This is a genomic window from Streptomyces sp. BE20 (assembly GCF_036322525.1).
In the GTDB taxonomy this organism is placed as follows: domain Bacteria; phylum Actinomycetota; class Actinomycetes; order Streptomycetales; family Streptomycetaceae; genus Kitasatospora.
This window is the reverse complement of record NZ_JAQYWW010000229.1, coordinates 1-16,560: the sequence shown is the minus strand read 5'-3', so window position 1 is coordinate 16,560 and position 16,560 is coordinate 1. Positions and strand designations below refer to the sequence as shown.

Annotated in this window: 14 protein-coding genes; 5 read left to right on the top strand and 9 right to left on the bottom strand. The window is 73.5% G+C overall.

The annotated features are described in order from the left end of the window. Positions 1-242 precede the first annotated feature (242 nt). Genes PUR61_RS01195 through rfbB form a run of 3 tightly spaced genes read right to left on the bottom strand, consistent with a single transcriptional unit; the run spans position 243 to position 3,556 of the window. Positions 243-1,334, bottom strand: a complete 1,092-nt coding sequence (locus tag PUR61_RS01195) for a DegT/DnrJ/EryC1/StrS family aminotransferase (protein ID WP_329874691.1) — start codon at positions 1,332-1,334, stop codon at positions 243-245. A 19-nt stretch (positions 1,335-1,353) separates the two neighbouring features. Further along, entirely contained in the window at positions 1,354-2,517 is a 1,164-nt protein-coding gene (locus PUR61_RS01190) for an NAD(P)/FAD-dependent oxidoreductase (protein WP_329874689.1), read from the bottom strand. Between the two features lie 40 nt (positions 2,518-2,557). Beyond that, the gene (rfbB, locus tag PUR61_RS01185; RefSeq protein WP_329874687.1) at positions 2,558-3,556 is read right to left on the bottom strand and encodes a dTDP-glucose 4,6-dehydratase; all 999 of its coding nucleotides are present in this window, start codon (positions 3,554-3,556) and stop codon (positions 2,558-2,560) included. 262 nt (positions 3,557-3,818) lie between these two features. Between rfbB and PUR61_RS01180 the strand changes: the two genes are divergently transcribed. Further along, positions 3,819-5,204 (top strand): sporulation protein, encoded by a 1,386-nt coding sequence (locus tag PUR61_RS01180; protein WP_329874685.1) that lies wholly within the window; start codon positions 3,819-3,821, stop codon positions 5,202-5,204. Between the two features lie 68 nt (positions 5,205-5,272). On the opposite strand, the gene PUR61_RS01175 is transcribed toward PUR61_RS01180, so the two are convergent. From PUR61_RS01175 to PUR61_RS01155, 5 genes are read right to left on the bottom strand one after another with little or no spacing between them, the layout of a single operon-like run. Beyond that, a complete protein-coding gene (locus PUR61_RS01175) occupies positions 5,273-6,355 on the bottom strand; it encodes a hypothetical protein (RefSeq protein ID WP_329874683.1) in 1,083 nt (360 codons plus the stop codon). Beyond that, complete coding sequence (locus PUR61_RS01170) at positions 6,352-7,053, bottom strand: tetratricopeptide repeat protein (protein WP_329874681.1); 702 nt, start codon at positions 7,051-7,053, stop codon at positions 6,352-6,354. Before PUR61_RS01170 ends, PUR61_RS01175 begins: the two co-directional genes overlap by 4 nt. Continuing rightward, the gene (locus PUR61_RS01165) at positions 7,050-8,483 is read right to left on the bottom strand and encodes a hypothetical protein (RefSeq protein ID WP_329874679.1); all 1,434 of its coding nucleotides are present in this window, start codon (positions 8,481-8,483) and stop codon (positions 7,050-7,052) included. Before PUR61_RS01165 ends, PUR61_RS01170 begins: the two co-directional genes overlap by 4 nt. Next, a complete protein-coding gene (locus tag PUR61_RS01160; RefSeq protein ID WP_329874677.1) occupies positions 8,480-10,738 on the bottom strand; it encodes a hypothetical protein in 2,259 nt (752 codons plus the stop codon). The genes PUR61_RS01165 and PUR61_RS01160 overlap by 4 nt, the downstream gene beginning before the upstream one ends. Before the next feature lie 53 nt (positions 10,739-10,791). After that, positions 10,792-11,211, bottom strand: a complete 420-nt coding sequence (locus tag PUR61_RS01155; RefSeq protein ID WP_329874675.1) for a hypothetical protein — start codon at positions 11,209-11,211, stop codon at positions 10,792-10,794. An 872-nt stretch (positions 11,212-12,083) separates the two neighbouring features. Between PUR61_RS01155 and PUR61_RS01150 the strand changes: the two genes are divergently transcribed. From PUR61_RS01150 to PUR61_RS01135, 4 genes are all read left to right on the top strand, one after another. Then, positions 12,084-13,586, top strand: coding sequence for an XRE family transcriptional regulator (locus PUR61_RS01150; RefSeq protein WP_329874673.1), 1,503 nt, complete (start codon positions 12,084-12,086; stop codon positions 13,584-13,586). Beyond that, a complete protein-coding gene (locus PUR61_RS01145; protein WP_329874671.1) occupies positions 13,579-14,205 on the top strand; it encodes a 2'-5' RNA ligase family protein in 627 nt (208 codons plus the stop codon). The genes PUR61_RS01150 and PUR61_RS01145 overlap by 8 nt, the downstream gene beginning before the upstream one ends. 274 nt (positions 14,206-14,479) lie before the next feature. Beyond that, complete coding sequence (locus PUR61_RS01140; RefSeq protein ID WP_329874669.1) at positions 14,480-14,683, top strand: hypothetical protein; 204 nt, start codon at positions 14,480-14,482, stop codon at positions 14,681-14,683. A 12-nt stretch (positions 14,684-14,695) separates the two neighbouring features. After that, the gene (locus tag PUR61_RS01135) at positions 14,696-16,126 is read left to right on the top strand and encodes an NF041680 family putative transposase (RefSeq protein WP_329874693.1); all 1,431 of its coding nucleotides are present in this window, start codon (positions 14,696-14,698) and stop codon (positions 16,124-16,126) included. A gap of 6 nt (positions 16,127-16,132) precedes the next feature. Here the strand turns inward: PUR61_RS01135 and PUR61_RS01130 are convergent, their stop codons facing one another. Then, complete coding sequence (locus PUR61_RS01130; protein ID WP_329874667.1) at positions 16,133-16,354, bottom strand: WapI family immunity protein; 222 nt, start codon at positions 16,352-16,354, stop codon at positions 16,133-16,135. Positions 16,355-16,560: the final 206 nt, after the last annotated feature.

The following is a 16,560-nucleotide window of genomic DNA, read 5'->3' as shown; positions in this document are numbered from 1 at the left end:
ACCGGCTCGAGTACAACACCGTCCGCCCTCACGAGGCACTCGCCTGGAACCGGCCCCACGACGTGCACACCGGCCAGGCCGACCCGCTCGTCCCCAACTTTCCCGAACCCCAAAACCTGCCAGTTACTTGACGCGGGACACTCCGACCGGGCCTTGGCCTGGTCGCGTTGGTCAAGTTCCGAGGGCGCCGGTTCTGGCGGGGGCTGTTCGTCCCTGTGGGAGGGGCGGTGGCGGTCCCTGGTTCAGCTGTGCTTCGGCAGGTTCCAGGTGTTGACGGTGTCGATGATGTGGTGCTGCTGGTCGGGGGTGAGGCCGGGCCACAGGGGGAGGCAGAGGTGGGTTTGGGCGAAGTGGTCGGCGAGGGGGTAGTTGCCGGTGAGGCCGAGGGCGGGTTGGTGGTGCAGGGGGTGGTCGTAGACGCCTCGGGCCGGGGTGATGCCGGCGGACTGCAGGTGTGCGCGCAGGTTCTCGCGCTGGGTGTGGTCGGGTAGCTGAATGATCGCCTTGTGGCCGCTGTAGCGGTGCCGCGGCTCGAAGGGGACCGCGATGTCGGGGTGGTGGATCCGTTGGGCGTAGGCGCGCAGGAGGTTGTGGCCGCGCTGCATGGGGGTTGGGGTGGTGGTGAGCTGGACGATGCCGAGCGCGGCGGAGAGTTCGGGCATGCGCCAGGCGCTGCCGAAGACGGTGTTGAGGCCGTCCGGGTTTTTGCCCTGGTCGCGGTAGTGGCGGGCGCGGGCGGCGGTGGCGTGGTCGTTGGTGGTGATCAGGCCGCCTTCGCCGGTGGTGAGGGCCTTGGTGGCGAAGGTGGAGAACGCGGCGGCGGCACCGAGGGTGCCGGCGGGGCGGTCGGAGGTGGCGGAGCCGTGGGCGTGGGCGGCGTCTTCGACGACGAGCAGGTTGTGGGTGGTGCAGTAGCGCGTGATGCTGTCGAGTTCGGGGGTGATGTGGCCGCCGATGTGGACGAGGACGACGGCCCGGGTGGCGCGGGTGCGGGCGGCGTCGATGGCGTCGGCGGTGGCGGTGAGGGCGCAGTCGTAGAGGACGGGGCGGGCCCCGGCGCGGATGGTGGCTTCGGCGGTGGCGTAGTTGGTGTTCGCGGGGACCAGGACGTCGGCGCCGGTCAGGTCGAGGGCGCGGAAGGCGATCTCCAGGGCGGTGGTGCCGGAGGAGACGGCGGTGACGTACCGGGTGCCGGTGGTAACGGCGAACCGCTCTTCCAGCTGCTGTGTGTAGGGGCCGAGGGTGAGTTGGCCGCTGTCGAGGACGGCGGCCGCGGCGGTGAGGTAGGCGGCCTTCTGGGCGGTGGTGAACTCGCTGCGGAACGGGGGGATCACGGGGTGCTCTCCTTCGGGCTCAGGCGGCCAGGGCCGGGGCCCAGGGCTCGACGGCGACCAGGCCGTCCGGGACGTCGACGGTGGGACGCGGGTGGATGAGCAGGTCGACGCGGTGTCCGAGGATCTGTTCGACGCAGGCGGCCGAGGCGTGGCCGGCGAGGGTCATCTTTCCGGTGCAGATGGTGTGCAGGCCGGTGATGTGGTCGCGGTCGGTGTGGTCGATGATCTGCCAGCCCGGGTTGAATCGGCCGGCGAGGGCCTGGTCGGTGGCCACGTAGTCGGTCTTGCCGACGGTGTAGGCGGTGGCGGCCGGGAGGTCGACGGTGCCGGGCTCCAGGAGCTGTCCGAGCTGGTGGATGAGCAGCTGGGTGCGCTCCAGGGTGACCGGGAAGCGGCGGCAGCCGGTGATCTGGGGCTGGATGCCGCCGTAGAGGGAGGCGAGGACGGCTCCGTGGGTGGGCATCACCACCGGGCCGGACTGGTTGGTGAAGATGATGCCCTGGGTGAGGCCGCCGGGCAGGTGCATCATCATGTCCAGGCGTGAGCGCAGGTCCGGGGTGTGCCTGGAGTTCAGCGCGGTCAGGAGGCGGGTGGTGCCGAGACCGGCGGCGAGGACGATGTGGTCGGCTTCCAGGTGCTCGCCGGTTCCGGTGCGGATCGCGGCGGCCCGGTCTCCGTCGAGGACGATGCCGTGCGCGGCGGTGCCGAGGACGAAGCGCACTCCGGCTGCCAGGCACTGGGCGGTGATGGCGGTGAGGAGGCGGCGGGAGGAGATCGCGCGTTCGGTGGTGGCGATCAGGTGTTGGCCGGCGACCGCGCCGGGGCGCAGGTGGCGGACGTCGGTGGGCTTGACGGTGTGGTGGGGCAGGTGATGGGCGTCCAGGGCGGTGCGGAAGGCGTGCTCGTCGGCCGGGTCGAGGACGTAGACGGCGTCGGCGGCGGGGACCTGGGCGTCGGGGGCGAGGAGGGTGTAGAAGTCGCCGGCTTGGCGGCAGGCGTCGACGATGTGCGGGGACTGCCGGGCGTACAGGGCGCCGGAGTGGATCATGCCGTGGTTGGCGCAGGTGGCGCCGGAGCCGATGCGTTCGGCGTCCAGGACGGTGACGTTGTGGCCGGCGTGGGCCAGGCGCAGTGCGGTGAGCAGGCCTGCGATGCCGGCTCCCACGATCAGGGTGCGGTGCACGGGGCTGGTCCCTTCCGGGCGCCGGCCCCGTGCCGCGGGGTCAGCGTCCGATCTCGGTGTACTTGGTCTCGGTGGTGGTCTTCTGCGCCTGCCACCAGGGCTGGTTGGCCTGGTACCAGGCGATGGTGTCGGCCAGGCCCTGGCGGAAGTCGCTGTAGTGCGGCTGCCAGCCGAGGGCGCGCAGTTTGGCGCTGTCGTTGGCGTAGCGAAGGTCGTGGCCGGGGCGGTCGGGGACGAGGTCGTAGGCCTCGGTGTCGTGGCCGAGGAGTTCGAGAATGAGTTCGACGATCTCGCGGTTGCTGCGCTCGTCGGCGGAGCCGATGAGGTAGGTCTCGCCCGGGGTGCCGTGGTCGATGATCGTGTAAACGGCGGCGTTGTGGTCGTCGACGTGGGTCCACTCGCGGACGTTGGTGCCGTCGCCGTACAGGCGGGGGCGGGTGCCGGTGAGGAGGTTGGTGACCTGGCGGGGGATGAACTTCTCGGGGTGCTGGTAGGGGCCGTAGTTGTTGGCGCAGTTGGAGATGGTGGCCTGGACTCCGTAGGAGCGGGCCCAGGCGCGGACCAGCATGTCGCTGCCGGACTTGGTGGCGGAGTAGGGGCTGGAGGGGTTGTGCGGGCTGTCCTCGGTGAACAGGTCGGTGCTGTCGACGGGCAGGTCGCCGAAGACCTCGTCGGTGGAGATGTGGTGCAGGCGCTTGCCGTGTCGGCGGACGGCTTCCAGCAGGGTGAAGGTGCCGTGGACGTTGGTGCGCACGAACGGGGCGGGGTCGTGCAGGGAGTTGTCGACGTGGGACTCGGCGGCGAAGTGGGCGACGACGTCCGAGTCGGCGATGAGGCGGTCGACGAGGTCGTGGTCGCAGATGTCGCCGACGACGAGGTCGACGTCGTCGAGGCCGGCGAGGTTCTCCTTGTTCCCGGCGTAGGTCAACGCGTCCAGGACCCGGATGCGGTACTCGGGGCGGTGCGCGTGGGTGTAGCGGACGAAGTTCGCGCCGATGAAGCCGGCGCCCCCGGTGACGAGGAGGGTTTTCTGGCTCATGACGCCGCATCCTACGGCTCCACGAACTATTCTGACGAATCGTCATATATGTGTGCTCGCAAGCCACTTGAAGACCACTTGCCATGTTGGAGGTGATGGGTCCAGAGAACACCCGCGTGGGCCGCCAGGGGAGGCACACACGGGGGGCACACAACGACGGATCGCTGCGGACCGGGCCCGGGCGCGGGCCAGTGGTCCTACGCTCGGTTCACCGGCCCGCGTTGCGCGGGTCCGGGCCCGGACGAAGAGGGGGGATCCGGTCGTGGCGACCACCCGGGGCAGGGGCCCGAACACGGCTCTGGCCGCGCTCATCGAGGCCTCCGGCGCCAGTCACATCTGGCTCGCCAGACGGGTCAACGAGCTGACCGCCGAACGCGGCGTCACGACCGCCTACACCCATACGGGCGTATCCCGGTGGACGGTCAAGGGGATGGTGCCGCGCGATCCCACGCCGGCGTGTCTGGCCGCTGCGCTGGGAGAACGTCTCGGGCGGCCGGTCACGCCGGCGGAGATCGGCATGGGCGCGGTGCGTGAGAGGGATCCTGACGTGGGGTTGGATTTCCCCCGCGATCCCGATACCGCCCTGCGCGGCGCCATCCAGCACTGGAGCACCATGTTGAACCGACGTGCCATCCTCCACGGCTCCTTCGCGATCGGCGCCTACGCGGTGCCCACCGTCCGGTGGCTCGGCCGGCCCGCCGACGCCGCCCCCGTCACACCCGATCCCGCGGGGCGCCGCGTCGGACGTACCGATCTGGACCAGCTGTGGAAGGCCTCCGAGGAGGCCCGACGCTGGGACTCCAAGTTCGGCGGCGGGAACACGAGGGCGCCGGCCGTGGCGCGGCTGCTGCGCGAGCGCGCCGTTCCCCTGCTTCAGGGAAGCTTCACCGAGCAGCTCGGGCGCGAGCTGCTCACGGCCGTTTCCGAGCTCGCCCGTGTCTCCGCCTGGTCGAGTTTCGACATGGGCGACCACGGCGCCGCACAGCGCGATTTCGTGCAGTCCCTTCGCCTGGCCCGCGCCGCCGGGGACCAGGAGGCGGGGGCCTACACCCTGGCCACGATGAGTCTGCAGGCGATGCTGCGCGGCTACCCGCAGGAGGCGATCGACATGGCCCAGGGCGCCTACGACCGCGCCCGGCACGCGGCCGCGCCCCGGGTGCTGGCCTTCATCAAGCTGGCGGAGGCCCGCGCGCACGGCCGCGCCGGGGACTCCCGGGCCGCCGGCCGGACACTGGCCGAATGCGAGGGGTTGCTGGACTCCATCCGCCCGGGCACCCGGGACCCGGCCCACCTCGCCTACCTCACCCACCAGCGAATCAGCGCCGACGCCGCCGAAATCCACAAGGACCTCGGCCGGCCGGAGGCGGCCCTGCGATGGGGACAGCAGGCCGGTCCCATGTCGGAGAGCGACTTCGCCCGCGCCACCGGAATCCGCTGCACGGTCATGGCCGTCGCCCACCTTCAGCACGACGACCTGCCCTCCGCACTGGCCGCCGGCGAACGCGCCGCGGCGATCCTCGGACCGGTCCGCTCCGCCCGCGCCCACGGCTACCTGCGCGACGTCACCACCGCGCTGCGCCCCTGGCGCGGCGACACACAGGTCGCCGACTTCCTCCACCGCGCGGGGACGGTCCTCGCCTCGGCCTGATCCCCCACCGCTGCCGCACGCACGCCCGAAGGCCGAACCGATGCCCTCCCGATCCCGGCCGGGGCCGGTCACGGCGTCGCCCCGGTGCTCGGGGCCGTTCTGCAGTGGCACGGGTGGTGGCCGGGGAGCAGGCCCAGGCCGTGGAACAGGAAGATGGTGCGGGCGGTCGGGTTGCCGACGCCGGCGCTGCCGAGGTGAATGTGCAGGCGGTGACGGGCGCCCTGGACCGCTGTCACCTTGATGCGGAGGGCGGTGGCGGTCTGCCGCGCCGTCTGGCCGGCGATGGCCGCCTCGATCAGGCGCACCTGGTGCGCGGTGACCGGCGGGTCGGGGTGGGTCAGGTCGGTGGGTGGGGTGAGTAGGCCCAGGCGGCAGCCGTGGTCGACGGCCTGGTGTCGGCCGGCGACGCCGAGCGCCCGGCGGACCGCGGCGACGGCCGTCGCCCCGCCGTGTTCGGACGTGCCGTAGTGGGCGCCGATGCCGGTGTTGCTGCGGCCGTCGCCGATCAGGGTGAGGACCTCGTGCTCCCGGCCGCTGAGCGCGACACGCCGCCCGCAGGAGGGGCAGGGGCGGCCGAGGACTCCGCCGGATTCCCGGACATCCACGCCGCAGCGGCACGGGTGGTGGGCGGCCAGCAGGCCCATCCCGTGCAGCAGGAACACCGCGCGTGCCCCCTTGCCGGCGGGCTTCACGGCGTGCCCGATCCCGAGCCGCTCGTAGAGCTGGGCGTGGAGGTAGGCGAGGAGGTGGGAGCCGATACCGAGTTGCGCGGCCGCCGACTCCTGGGTGTGGCCCTGGACGGTGTACGTCATCGCTTGCAGGTGATCGGGGTTGACCACCCGCGACGACAGTGCCGGGCGCAGTGGGGGCAGGAGCAGGCCCAGGCGGCAGGCGTGGTCGACGGCCTGGGCGCGGCTGACCGCGGTCAGGGCCTGGCGCACCGCGCGGACCCACTGGGCGGCGAGGTGTTCCCGGATGCCGAGACGGAAGCCGATCTGGTCGTTGGTCAGGCCGTCGGCCATCAGGGACAGGACGTGGTGGCTCTGGGTGGACAGCGTGAAGGGGCGGTGGCAGCGCGGGCACGGACGGCCGTGCTTCAGGGTGTCGGCGGGCGGCGCGACGACGGGGAACGGGCGGTAGTGGTGGTTCACGTGGCGGCCCCGAGGCGCTCCAGGTCGGCGCGCACCCGGGCGGCGTCCAGCGGGCTGCCCGCGTAGAGGGCCAGGGCGCGGCGGTGCAGGTCGATGGCCTCGTGGTTGCGGTGCTGCGCTTCGGCGGCCACGGCGTTCCAGTTGAGGACGCGGGCCTGCCAGAGCACGGCGTGCTCGGCCTCGAACTCGGCGAGGGCCTGGCGTAGCGCGTCTCGGGCGTCGTCGGGGTGGCCGCCTGCGGTGAGGAGGTGGCCGGTCAGGGCCAGGGCGCGGGCGGCGTTCAGCCGGTCGCCTTCGGCGAGCAGGGCGCGGCGGGCGGTCTGTAGGTAGTCGAGGGCGGTGGAGCGCTCCCCCAGGTCGGCGACGGTTTCCGCGAGGGCGGTGAGGGTGACGGCGGCGTCCCGGGCGCGGCCCAGTGCCAGGCGCATGGCGTGGGCGTTCTGGAGGTGCGGGCGGGCGTCGTCCGGGCGCCCGCAGCCGCGGTAGCAGGCGGCGAGGTCGTGCAGGGCCCTGGCCTCGTCGACCTGGTCGCGGTCCTCGATGGCCATCGTGTGGGCGATGCGGCAGTCAGCGATCGCGCCGTTGTGCCGGCCGAGGGCGCGGAGTGCGGTGGCGCGTGAGCCGAGGAGTTCGCGCAGCAGGGCCCGGCCGGATCCGGCGCGCGGGGCCTGGGAGGCCAGGCGGTAGGCGGCGGTCACCGCGAGGTCCAGCGCGGTGACCCAGACCTGGTAGTCGCGGCGGCGCAGCAGGTGGGGGAAGTAGGCGTGGGCGAGGAAGGCGGTGTGGGCGTCGAGGCGGGCGTCGCGGGCGGTGTGGAGGGCGGTGAGGAGGACGTCGTCTGGGTGGCGAAGAAGGTGCGGGCCTGGTCTGGGGTGCCAATGAGGGGGAGGTGGGTGGGGAGGTGGAGGAGTTCGGGGGGCAGGTCGCGGCGGTGCGGGGCGAGTTGGCGGGCGGCGTCGTGGGCCTGGGCGGTCAGCCAGTCCAGGGCGCGGGCGAGGAAGGTGTGGGCCGCGGTGGGGCCGTCGGTGAGGGTGGCGAGGCGGGCGGCGTGGCGGCGGCCGTCGGCGGCCGCGAACACGAACCGGCCGTCCGGCAGGTCGGGGTCGGGGTTGTCGGGGGTGATCAGGCGTCGGTCGGTGAGGGTGGCGAGCAGGCGCCGGCAGGTGTCCGGGTCGAGGGCGGCGGCCGCGGCCGCCATCGCGGTGTCGATCCGGATGCCGGGCAGCGGCAGGGTGCCGAGGACGCGGTAGAGGCGGGCGGCGGCCGGGTGGGAGGCGCCGAGGGCGTCATGGGCGTGGGTGAGGGCGTCGTCCACGGTGGTCTCCGGGAGGGCGGCGGCCGGCCGGGGGCCGGGCAGGTGGGTGGTGGAGGGGTCGAGGGCGTGCCGGGCGGCGGCCAGGACGATCGCCATCGGCCGGCCGGCGCACCGGGCGAGCAGCGGGTCGAGGAGGCGGGCGGGCACGGGCCGGGTGCACGTCGTGGTGAACAGGTGGTGGGCGGCGTCGGGCGGCAGCGGGCCGAGCCGGTGGTGGCGCACGTCGGCGGCGAGGAGCTCCGGTGGCGGGGTGCGGGCGGTGACGACCATCGGCGCGGGCGCCAGGGCCAGCAGCGGCGTCACCTGCTCCCAGCCGGCCGCGTTGTCGAGCAGCAGACCGACCGGCCGGTCGTCGGCCAGCGACAGCAGCAGCGCGTAGGCCTCCGCCGGGTCCGGCGGCACGGTGGTGATCCCCAGCGCCCGCAGGAACCGGCCCACCAGCGCGTCCAACGTCGGCGGGAGAAGGGAATGTGCGCCGAGGTCCGCGTACAGCACGCCGCCGGGCGGCCGGGCGGCGCCGTGGAGGGCTGCCAGCGCCAGCGCGGTCTTGCCGATGCCGCCCTCGCCGGTCAGCAGGACCGGCAGCGGCTCCCGCTCACCGAGCCAGCCGGCCAGCAGCTGCCGGTCCCCGGTGCGGTCGGTCAGACGGCGCGGTCGCGGGAGCTGGAACGGCACCGGCCGCACGGGCCCGGCCGCGGTGGAGATGGTGAGGCGGTGAATGTCGCGGGCCTGCACGACCGACCCGTGCACGTCGCTGTCCGTGAGGGTGGTGCTGGCGAACACCGACGCTGGGACGGGATCGGGGCGCGTCACCGCACACTCTCCACGAGGTCGCGCGCGGGCGACCGGCCGAAATCGGCACGCTGGCGGGCCACCAGGTCCAACAGCATGTGCAGCTCGGCGGCGCGGCGGGCCTCCGCGCGGGTCCGCTCCACCCGCTTCAGCGCCTCGGCGAAATCGATCACGTCGATCAGCCGGCGGTGCCCCGGCCAGTGGGCGACGTCGCCGATACCCGTGGCCCGCTCGTAGTCCCCGACCGCCACGGCGTAGTCGTCCGGATGAAGCCAGCCGGTGGCGACGTCGCGCAACAACACGGTCAGGTCCCACTCCCGGCGCCCGGCCTGAGGCCAGGACGCCACCGCCAACCGCACCGCCCCCGGCCGGTCACGACGCAGGTTCGGAACCTGGCTGACTGCCAGGACAGTGGTCGGCGGCGTCGGCCAGCTCAGCTCGGCGTAGCGGGCGGACAGCTCGGACAGGTGCTCCACCAGCAGCGCCCGGTCCTCGTCGACCAGGCGGGTGCGGCCCAGCCGGCTCTTCAGGTGCCTGATCGGCTGATGATCGAACAGCCCGTCGGGCGCGAGGGTGTGCACGGCGGCCAGTAGGGCCCCGGACGCCGCGGGCGGCGCCGCCCACCGGCCGGTGTCGTGCCAGAAGGTGACGCAGGAATCGGCCACCGGGACCGGCTGCGGGTACGCGGGTTCGACGACCGGGATCCCGCGGCCCGCGAGCCACTGCGCGCCACTCACCGGTCCCATCGCCGTGTCGCTGATCCGGCCCAGGTGGACCTGGGCGATCACCGCGTCGTCCAGCCGCCACACCGCACTCGCCCCCGGCGCCCGCACCGCCGACGCCGCGCCCCACCCGACCTTGCGGCACGCCGCGGCGAGCACCTGCGCGGCGGCGACCTCCGTCACCCGGGGCCGCAACCGAACCGGCGACGGCTCCGCCACACGGTCGTCCAGATCCGACAGGAACGCCGTCACCTCGACCTCCCTCGGGCGCAGCTGCGCCGTGATCGATCCGGTGGTGAGGTACTGCTGGGCGCTGCCCTTGAGCAGGACCACGGCGGGCCGTTGCGCGAGGGGGCCGGTGGTGAGGGTGTCGCGTAGCCAGGTCAGGGCGTCGTCGGTGGTCGGGAAGTTGTGGGGGTGCGGGCTCGTGTCCGCCGCGGCGGCGCCGATTCCCGCGGCCTCGACGGCGTAGGCGGTGACCGTCTCGCGGACCCGGGCGGTCGCGGGATCGGCCCAGGGTGTGGGCGGCTCGCCGAGCAGCGCCACCGCGCGGGCTCTCTCCTGGGTCGCCCGGCGGCGCAGGACCCGCAACGCGGCCGTCGTCGCCTGCGGGCCGGTGCCGCAGCCGTCCGCGTACAGCAGTCGGGCGCCGTGGTCCGCGGTCTCGGTGTGCAGGCAGCCGCTGGGAAGGCGCAGGCGCTTGAGGCGGTCGACGACGCTCTGCAGGCGTTGGCCGGCGGCGAGGGCGGTGGCGGCGGCCGCCAGGGCGGGCAGCAGGTGGTCCGGGCCGTGGAGGGGAAGGTCCACCACCCGCGAGCGGGGCCCGTAGGCGAGGGTGAACCGGGTGCGGCCGTCGGGCAGGACCAGCACGTCCTCCGCGCGGACCTGGGCGGGGACCTCCTCGCCGACCGTGTAGGTGATCAGTCGGCCGGTGGTCGGCAGGTCGCTCGCGCCGGCGGGCACGACCAGGGTCGCCTCCCGGCTCAGGAGGACCGCGCCCTCGCGGAACGGGCCGCCGCCGGGCAGCACCGTGAGAATCTGCGGGCGCAGGATCTCCATCGCGCGGTCGTAGGCGTCGGCGCCGGCCGCGCCGAGGTCGGCCACCACGTGGCGGACCGCGTCGGCAGCGGCGAGCAGCGCGAGGGTCACCGCGGCCGGACCGCCGGGGTGTTCGTCCTCGACCACCGTCAGGTCGTCCGGCAGAAGCTGTCCGAGGATCTGCGCCGCGATCAGGCTGTCCGCGCCGCCCGTGACCGCGATCCTCCAGTCGGTCGTGCGCGCGACGTGCGCGGCGAGAGCGCCCGCGGCGGCCGCGATGTCCGCGACGACCACCGTCGGCGTGCCGTACACCGGCCGGCGGGCCACAACGGCCGCCGGGCCCTCGCCCATGCGGCGCCGCGCGGCAGGCTCGTCGCCGTCGATTCGCGGGGCGACGAACGCGCCGGGCCCCGCCGTCGTGTCGTCCGGCACCAGCACGGACACGGGACCCTCCAGCGGCACCCCGCCCTCGTGTAAGGTGCCGCCGGTCAGCTCGGCGATCTGCCGCAACGTCATCGCGTGCATGAAGTCCTCACGTCTGTAGAAGAGTTGGTCACTCGGGTCGTGATTCAGGCGGCCCGGTGGGCCCGGACCGCCAGCGGCGGCCCGGACGCCGGCGAGGGCGGTTCGGCGGTGAGGTACGGCAGCATCGCCACGAGCGCCGCCACCCGCCGCAGCCCCTCCAGGTCCCGAAGCGCCTCGGCCTCACGAAGCTGCGCCGCGCACACGTCCAGCAGCTCCGCCGCCCGGTCCGGCCCGCTACGCCGGCGCCGACGCCGACGCGCCACCAGTTCGCACTCCAGCGCCACCCGGTCAAGATCCGGGCCGACCAGATCGGTGGCACCCCAGTGCCGGGCGAGGTCCCCGGCGATCGAGGCGGCCAGCAGACGCGGATCCGCTATCCCCTCCACCGCACCGCGTGCCAGCTCCGCCAGCTCGGCCAGTCCCTCGCCCACCGTGATCTCCTCGCCCGGTTCGATCGATCGCACCGGGCCCGCCCCGCCGGAAGGCGGGGCGGGCCCGGTGCGCCGTCCCGGCCCGACACGGGGACGGCGCACCACCCTGTCGGCGCCCCCGGCTCCACAGGCCGGTGACGCCGACAGGGGTCTGAACGCCCGTCCGGGCTGCGGGGCCCGTCGGGGCGTTCGTCGGCGGTGAGCAGTGGCGCGCACCCGCGGGGGGCGAGGGTCCGCGCCGCTCTTCCGCCACCCGCCCGAAAAGCCGGACGGGCTTCTTGGTGCCCGGGCGACCCGCGTGTGATGAGCACCGGCGGGCCACCCGGGGGCCTATCCGGACCTGTGGTCCGGTATCACGGTGGACTGAGTGGCCCGGGGAGCGTGGATCAGCGCCTCGTTGCGGCAGTAAGCGGCGACCGCCGCCGCGAAATCGTCCGCCACCGCCTGTGTCAGCCCGTCCCGGGTCACGGTCCGGGCGGGGCTCCGACCGGTCCGGTCACGATGAGCCCGCGCGGTGAACCGCCCCCGAGCCGCCGTCATCCTCGTCGTCCGCCGGCGGCTGAGGCGCACAGGCAGCCCGTCCGGGCGGTTGGTGCCGGCGCTCTCGCGTGCCGACGGCAGCAGGCGGCGGGCGGCGGCTGCGATGGTGGTGTTCACTGGCGTCCCAGGGGGTGGTCCGTTCGGATGCCTCTACACTCCCGTCACGCACCCGCCGCCGTCACGGGCAGCGGCGTCCGGCTTTTCCGGACAGGCCGTCACCTCGCTGACATGCCCCGATGTGTGAGGCCGCTCGCGGATCTGGACGGTACGTCACAGGAATTTCGCGCAGTGTGACCCGTGCGGCGTAGCCGGGTCGCTACCGTGAGATGGTCAGGCAGCTCCGCACTCCCTCCTTGGAGCCCGATATGCCTCCGCGTCCCAAGCCCGGCTCGAAGGCCGACCGCGATGCCCTGCGCTCCGAGCTACTGGCTGTCGGCGCCCCGATGTCGGTGGTCGCCGCCGAGATGCGCGCCCGCTTCGGCCTGCGCCCGCGCGAGGCATGGCGGCAAGCTCACGGCTGGACGCTCCAGGAAGCGGCGGACCGGTTCCACAGGGTCGCCGGCGCGTCGGGTCCGGCCGCCGACGCGTCCCTCGTCGGGAAGTGGGAGAAGTGGCCGGACTCCGCCGGCCGGAGGGTGACCCTGCCGGTCCTCACCGTCCTGGCCGAGCTGTACGGCGCCACCCTGGAGGGCCTGCTCGACCTGGAGGACCGCCGGGCCCTCGCAGACTCCGATCTGAGGATGCTCCAGCACCATCAGGGCGGGGCCGCGCCCGTCGTCGTGGTGGCCGCCGCCCCGGTGCCCGCTCCCTCGCCCGTGCAGGCCGTCCCGCCCGCCGGCACCGACCTCGTCCGGGCCGCCGCACAGGAGTCCGCGGACTGGGCCCGCTGGGCGGAGGCCACCAACTGCGGCCCGATCGCCCTGGAGCAGCTGGGCGCCGATACCCAGAACCTCGCCCGCGCCTACCTGATGGCAGAGGACCCACTGCACGTCTTCGGGCAGACGAAGCGCCTGCTCAATGGCGTCTGGGACCTGCTCTACGGCCACCAGCGCCCGCAGCAGCGCCGAGAACTGTTCACGGTCGCCGGGTACCTGATGGCGCTGATGTCCTGGATGACCAGCGACCTCGGGCACCGCGCGCAGGCCGAGACCCACGCCCGCGGGGCGCTGCTGTGCGCCGACAGCGCGGACGACCCGGGCCTGTATGCCTGGGTCGCCTCGACCCGCAGCAAGCTGGCTTTCTGGGACGGCCAGTTCCGCCAAGCCGTCCAGTACGCCCAGCTCGGTGCCTCCTACCGGGCGCCCGGCACCGTCACCGTCCTCCTCCACTGCCAGCTCGCCGACGCCTGGGCCGAGGTCGGTGCCCGCACCGAGGCCCTGGGCGCGCTCGGCCAGGCCGAGGACGCCGCCGCCCACGACCAAGCCGACCCCTTCCACGACCAGGTCGGTGGCCTGTTCTCCTGCACGACAGGACGGCATGCCAACTACGCCAGCGCCGTCCACCTGCGCGGCGGTTCCGCGTCCAACGCCCTCGTCCACGCCGACCGCGGACTCGCCTCCCTCCAACAACAGCGCGTACGCGCCTACGGCACCGAGGCGCAGCTGCACATCACCCGCGCGGGCGCGCACCTGCTCGCCCGCAACCCCGAAGGCGTCCTCGACGCCGTCGGCCCCCTCCTCTCCCTGCCCGCCGAACACCGCACCGCCCCTGTGCGCCGGCGCCTGCGCGACCTGGCCCGCGATACCGCCGCCTCCCCCATGGGCGACAGCGCCGCCGGGCTGCACCTCCAGGACGCCGTCGAGACCGCCGTCCGCGAAGCCGTCCGAGCACTCCCCCCGACAACCACGTGGATCGGTGACCATGACTGACACCCCCGCACCCGCGACGATGGCCGACCACTGGTGGTGGCGGCCCGGCTGGCGGCCCGGCCGCCGCTTCTACACCTGGCACATCACCTTCGCCGCCTCCACCGACGTCCACCGCCTGGCCGCCGACTACCGTCAAGCCCTGGCCGACGTTCCCGGCCTCGACCTCGTCCCCGACCAGTGGCTCCACCTCACCATGCAGGGCCTCGGCTTCACCGACGAGGTGAGCGAGACCGACGCCCGCGCCATCGCCGACGCCGCCATACGACGCCTCGCCAAGCTCCCCGCCTTCGACCTGGTACTCGGCCCCGCGATCACCACCCCCGAGGCGCTGCTCCTCACCGCCCGCCCGGCCGAACCCGTACACGCCGTCCGCCTGGCCCTGCGCTCCGCCATCACCGACGTGTGGCCGACCGCCCCCGAGCCCGCCGACGGCTTCCGCCCCCACGTCTCCGTCGCCTACTCCAACACCGCCGGCCCCGCCCGGCCCGCCTCCGACGCCCTGGCGGGCGTCACCTCCCACCCGGTGACCGCACGCATCACCGCCGCCGAGCTCATCGTCCTCGGCCGCGACCGACACATGTACGAATGGGACACCTACGCACACGCCTCGCTCGGGTAGCGCGACCCGCAATCGGTGCTGCCCAGCGGGTGGGAGGCGACCTTCAACAGGCCGGAACACCGCTGGTCAGCCCCACCCGTGAACACGCCAGGTGATCGGTTGTACCGTCGAACCCCAGGCCGTCGGCCGCTGCCTGATGCGAATAGCCAGACAGATTGCTCCAGGCTCCGCTGCAGGTCGGGCCCTGCTCGCTGCACAAGGCAATGGCCACAATGGCGGGCAGCTGATCCGGTTCGACCCGGCGCGTCTCACTCCACGATAATCAGGTGACTGGGTGTACTGGCTGGCGTCCGGGTACGGGCTGCGGGCGTCCCGGGCGTTGGCCTGGCTGTTGGCGGCGATGGGTGTGACCTTGGTGCTGATGGTGTTGTTCGGGCTTCCGAACGAGACGCCCGACCCGCGCACTACCGGAACCTGGACCGCCGGCACGGTGAACGTGACGACCAGGGCCCCCGACCCCGTCCTCACCCTCTCTTGAGCGTTCGCGGAACTGTCATGCTTTCGGGCGGACTTCTACGACTGCCTGGACGGACGCGGCGACGCGTTGTTCGAACTGGCCGACGCGCTGCTGTGCACGGACGGCCCGGTGAAGACGCTGGTGGACCTGTCGCTCTCGCCGGCACACCGACGCGGGCACGGTGCCATGTACGGCGCGCTGAACAAGGGCCGCCTGGACGTCGGCCGCCTGCGGCGAACGCTGGCGGGCCTGCCGCTTCCCCGGGCGGCCGATGGCCGACTGGTTCTGGCGGTGGACGTCTCGCCCTGGCTGCGGCCGGACGCCGCGACCGCGCCGGACCGCTCGTTCTGCCACACGTACGGCCGGGGCAAGGACGAGCACCGGATGATCCCGGGCTGGCCCTACTCGGTCGTGGCCGCACTGGAGACCGGCCGCACCTCCTGGACCGCGATCCTGGACACGGCCCGACTGGAGCCCGGCGTGGACGTCGCCGCCGTCACTGCCGTCCAACTCCGTTACGTAGTAGAGGGGTTGATTGCCGCCGGTCAGTGGCGCAAGGGTGACCCGGAGATCCTGGTCGTCCTGGACGCCGGGTACGACGCGCCGCGCATCCACCACCTGCTGGCCGGTCTGCCGGTGCGGATCCTGGGCCGGCTTCGATCGGACCGGGTGATGCGCCGCCCGGCACCGACCCGCGCGGAGTTCGCCCTGGCCAACCCGGCCGGGGGCCGGCCGCCCAAGCACGGCGGTGAGTTCGTCTTCGGCCAGAGCGACACCTGGGGCGAGGAGCAGGCGGTGACCGTCACCGACACCCGCCTCTACGGCAAGGTCACCGCCCGGGCCTGGGACCGGCTCCACCCCAGGCTCACCCGGCCCGGGGCCTGGCTCGACCACGCCGACGAGCTGCCGGTCATCGATGGCACCGTCATCCGGCTGAGCGTCGAGAGGCTGCCCAGCGGCGGGGTCAACAAGCCGGTCTGGCTCTGGTGGTCCGGCACCGGAGCCACCCCGGCTGATGTCGATCGCTGCTGGCAGTCGTTCCTGCGGCGATTCGACATCGAGCACACGTTTCGCCTGTTCAAGCAGACGCTGGGCTGGACGAAGCCGAGGCTTCGCAGTTCGGAGGCGGCCGACCGGTGGACATGGCTGGTGATCGTCGCCCACACGCAGCTCCGCCTCGCGCGCCCGTTGGCCGCCGACCTCCGTCGGCCGTGGGAGAAGCGGGTCGAGTCGAACAAGCTGACCCCGGCCCGGGTGCGGCGGGGGTTCAGGAACCTCCACGTGCAGAGCCCAACGCCAGCGCGAGCACCGAAACCCTCCCGGCCCGGCCCCGGGCGCCCGCTCGGTTCGAGAAACAGCCGTTCGGCGACCCGTCACGACGTGGGACGGGTCCTCGCCACCGGCGAGGCGTACACCAGACCCGCTCACCACAAGAAGGGCACCAAGCCCCGGCGCACCGGCTGATGCCGGTCAACGGGCGGGGAAGGCCAGCAGCTCACGGTCCCATTCATCGGCTGCACGCAGCAGCTCAGCCTCAGTGAGCTCGATCTCCACCTCATACGGGGCCAGGTCGCCCTCGGTGTCCGGCCGCGACGGCGGCGAGGCCTCAAGCGACAGATGGACGCGGACCCTCACTGCCCCGTCGGTGCGTCCGGCCAGACTGAAGGCCAGGACCGGTTCGATGAACGTCAAGGACGGCGACCACCCGCCTTCCCTGTCTGGCTGGGCCACAGCGACCCTTCCCCCAGCCGCAGCCCGTGTCCCGCGTCAAGTAACTGGCAGGTTTTGGGGTTCGGGAAAGTTGGGGACGAGCGGGTCGGCCTGGCCGGTGTGCACGTCGTGGGGCCGGTTCCAGGCGAGTGCCTCGTGAGGGCGGACGGTGTTGTACTCGAGCCGGT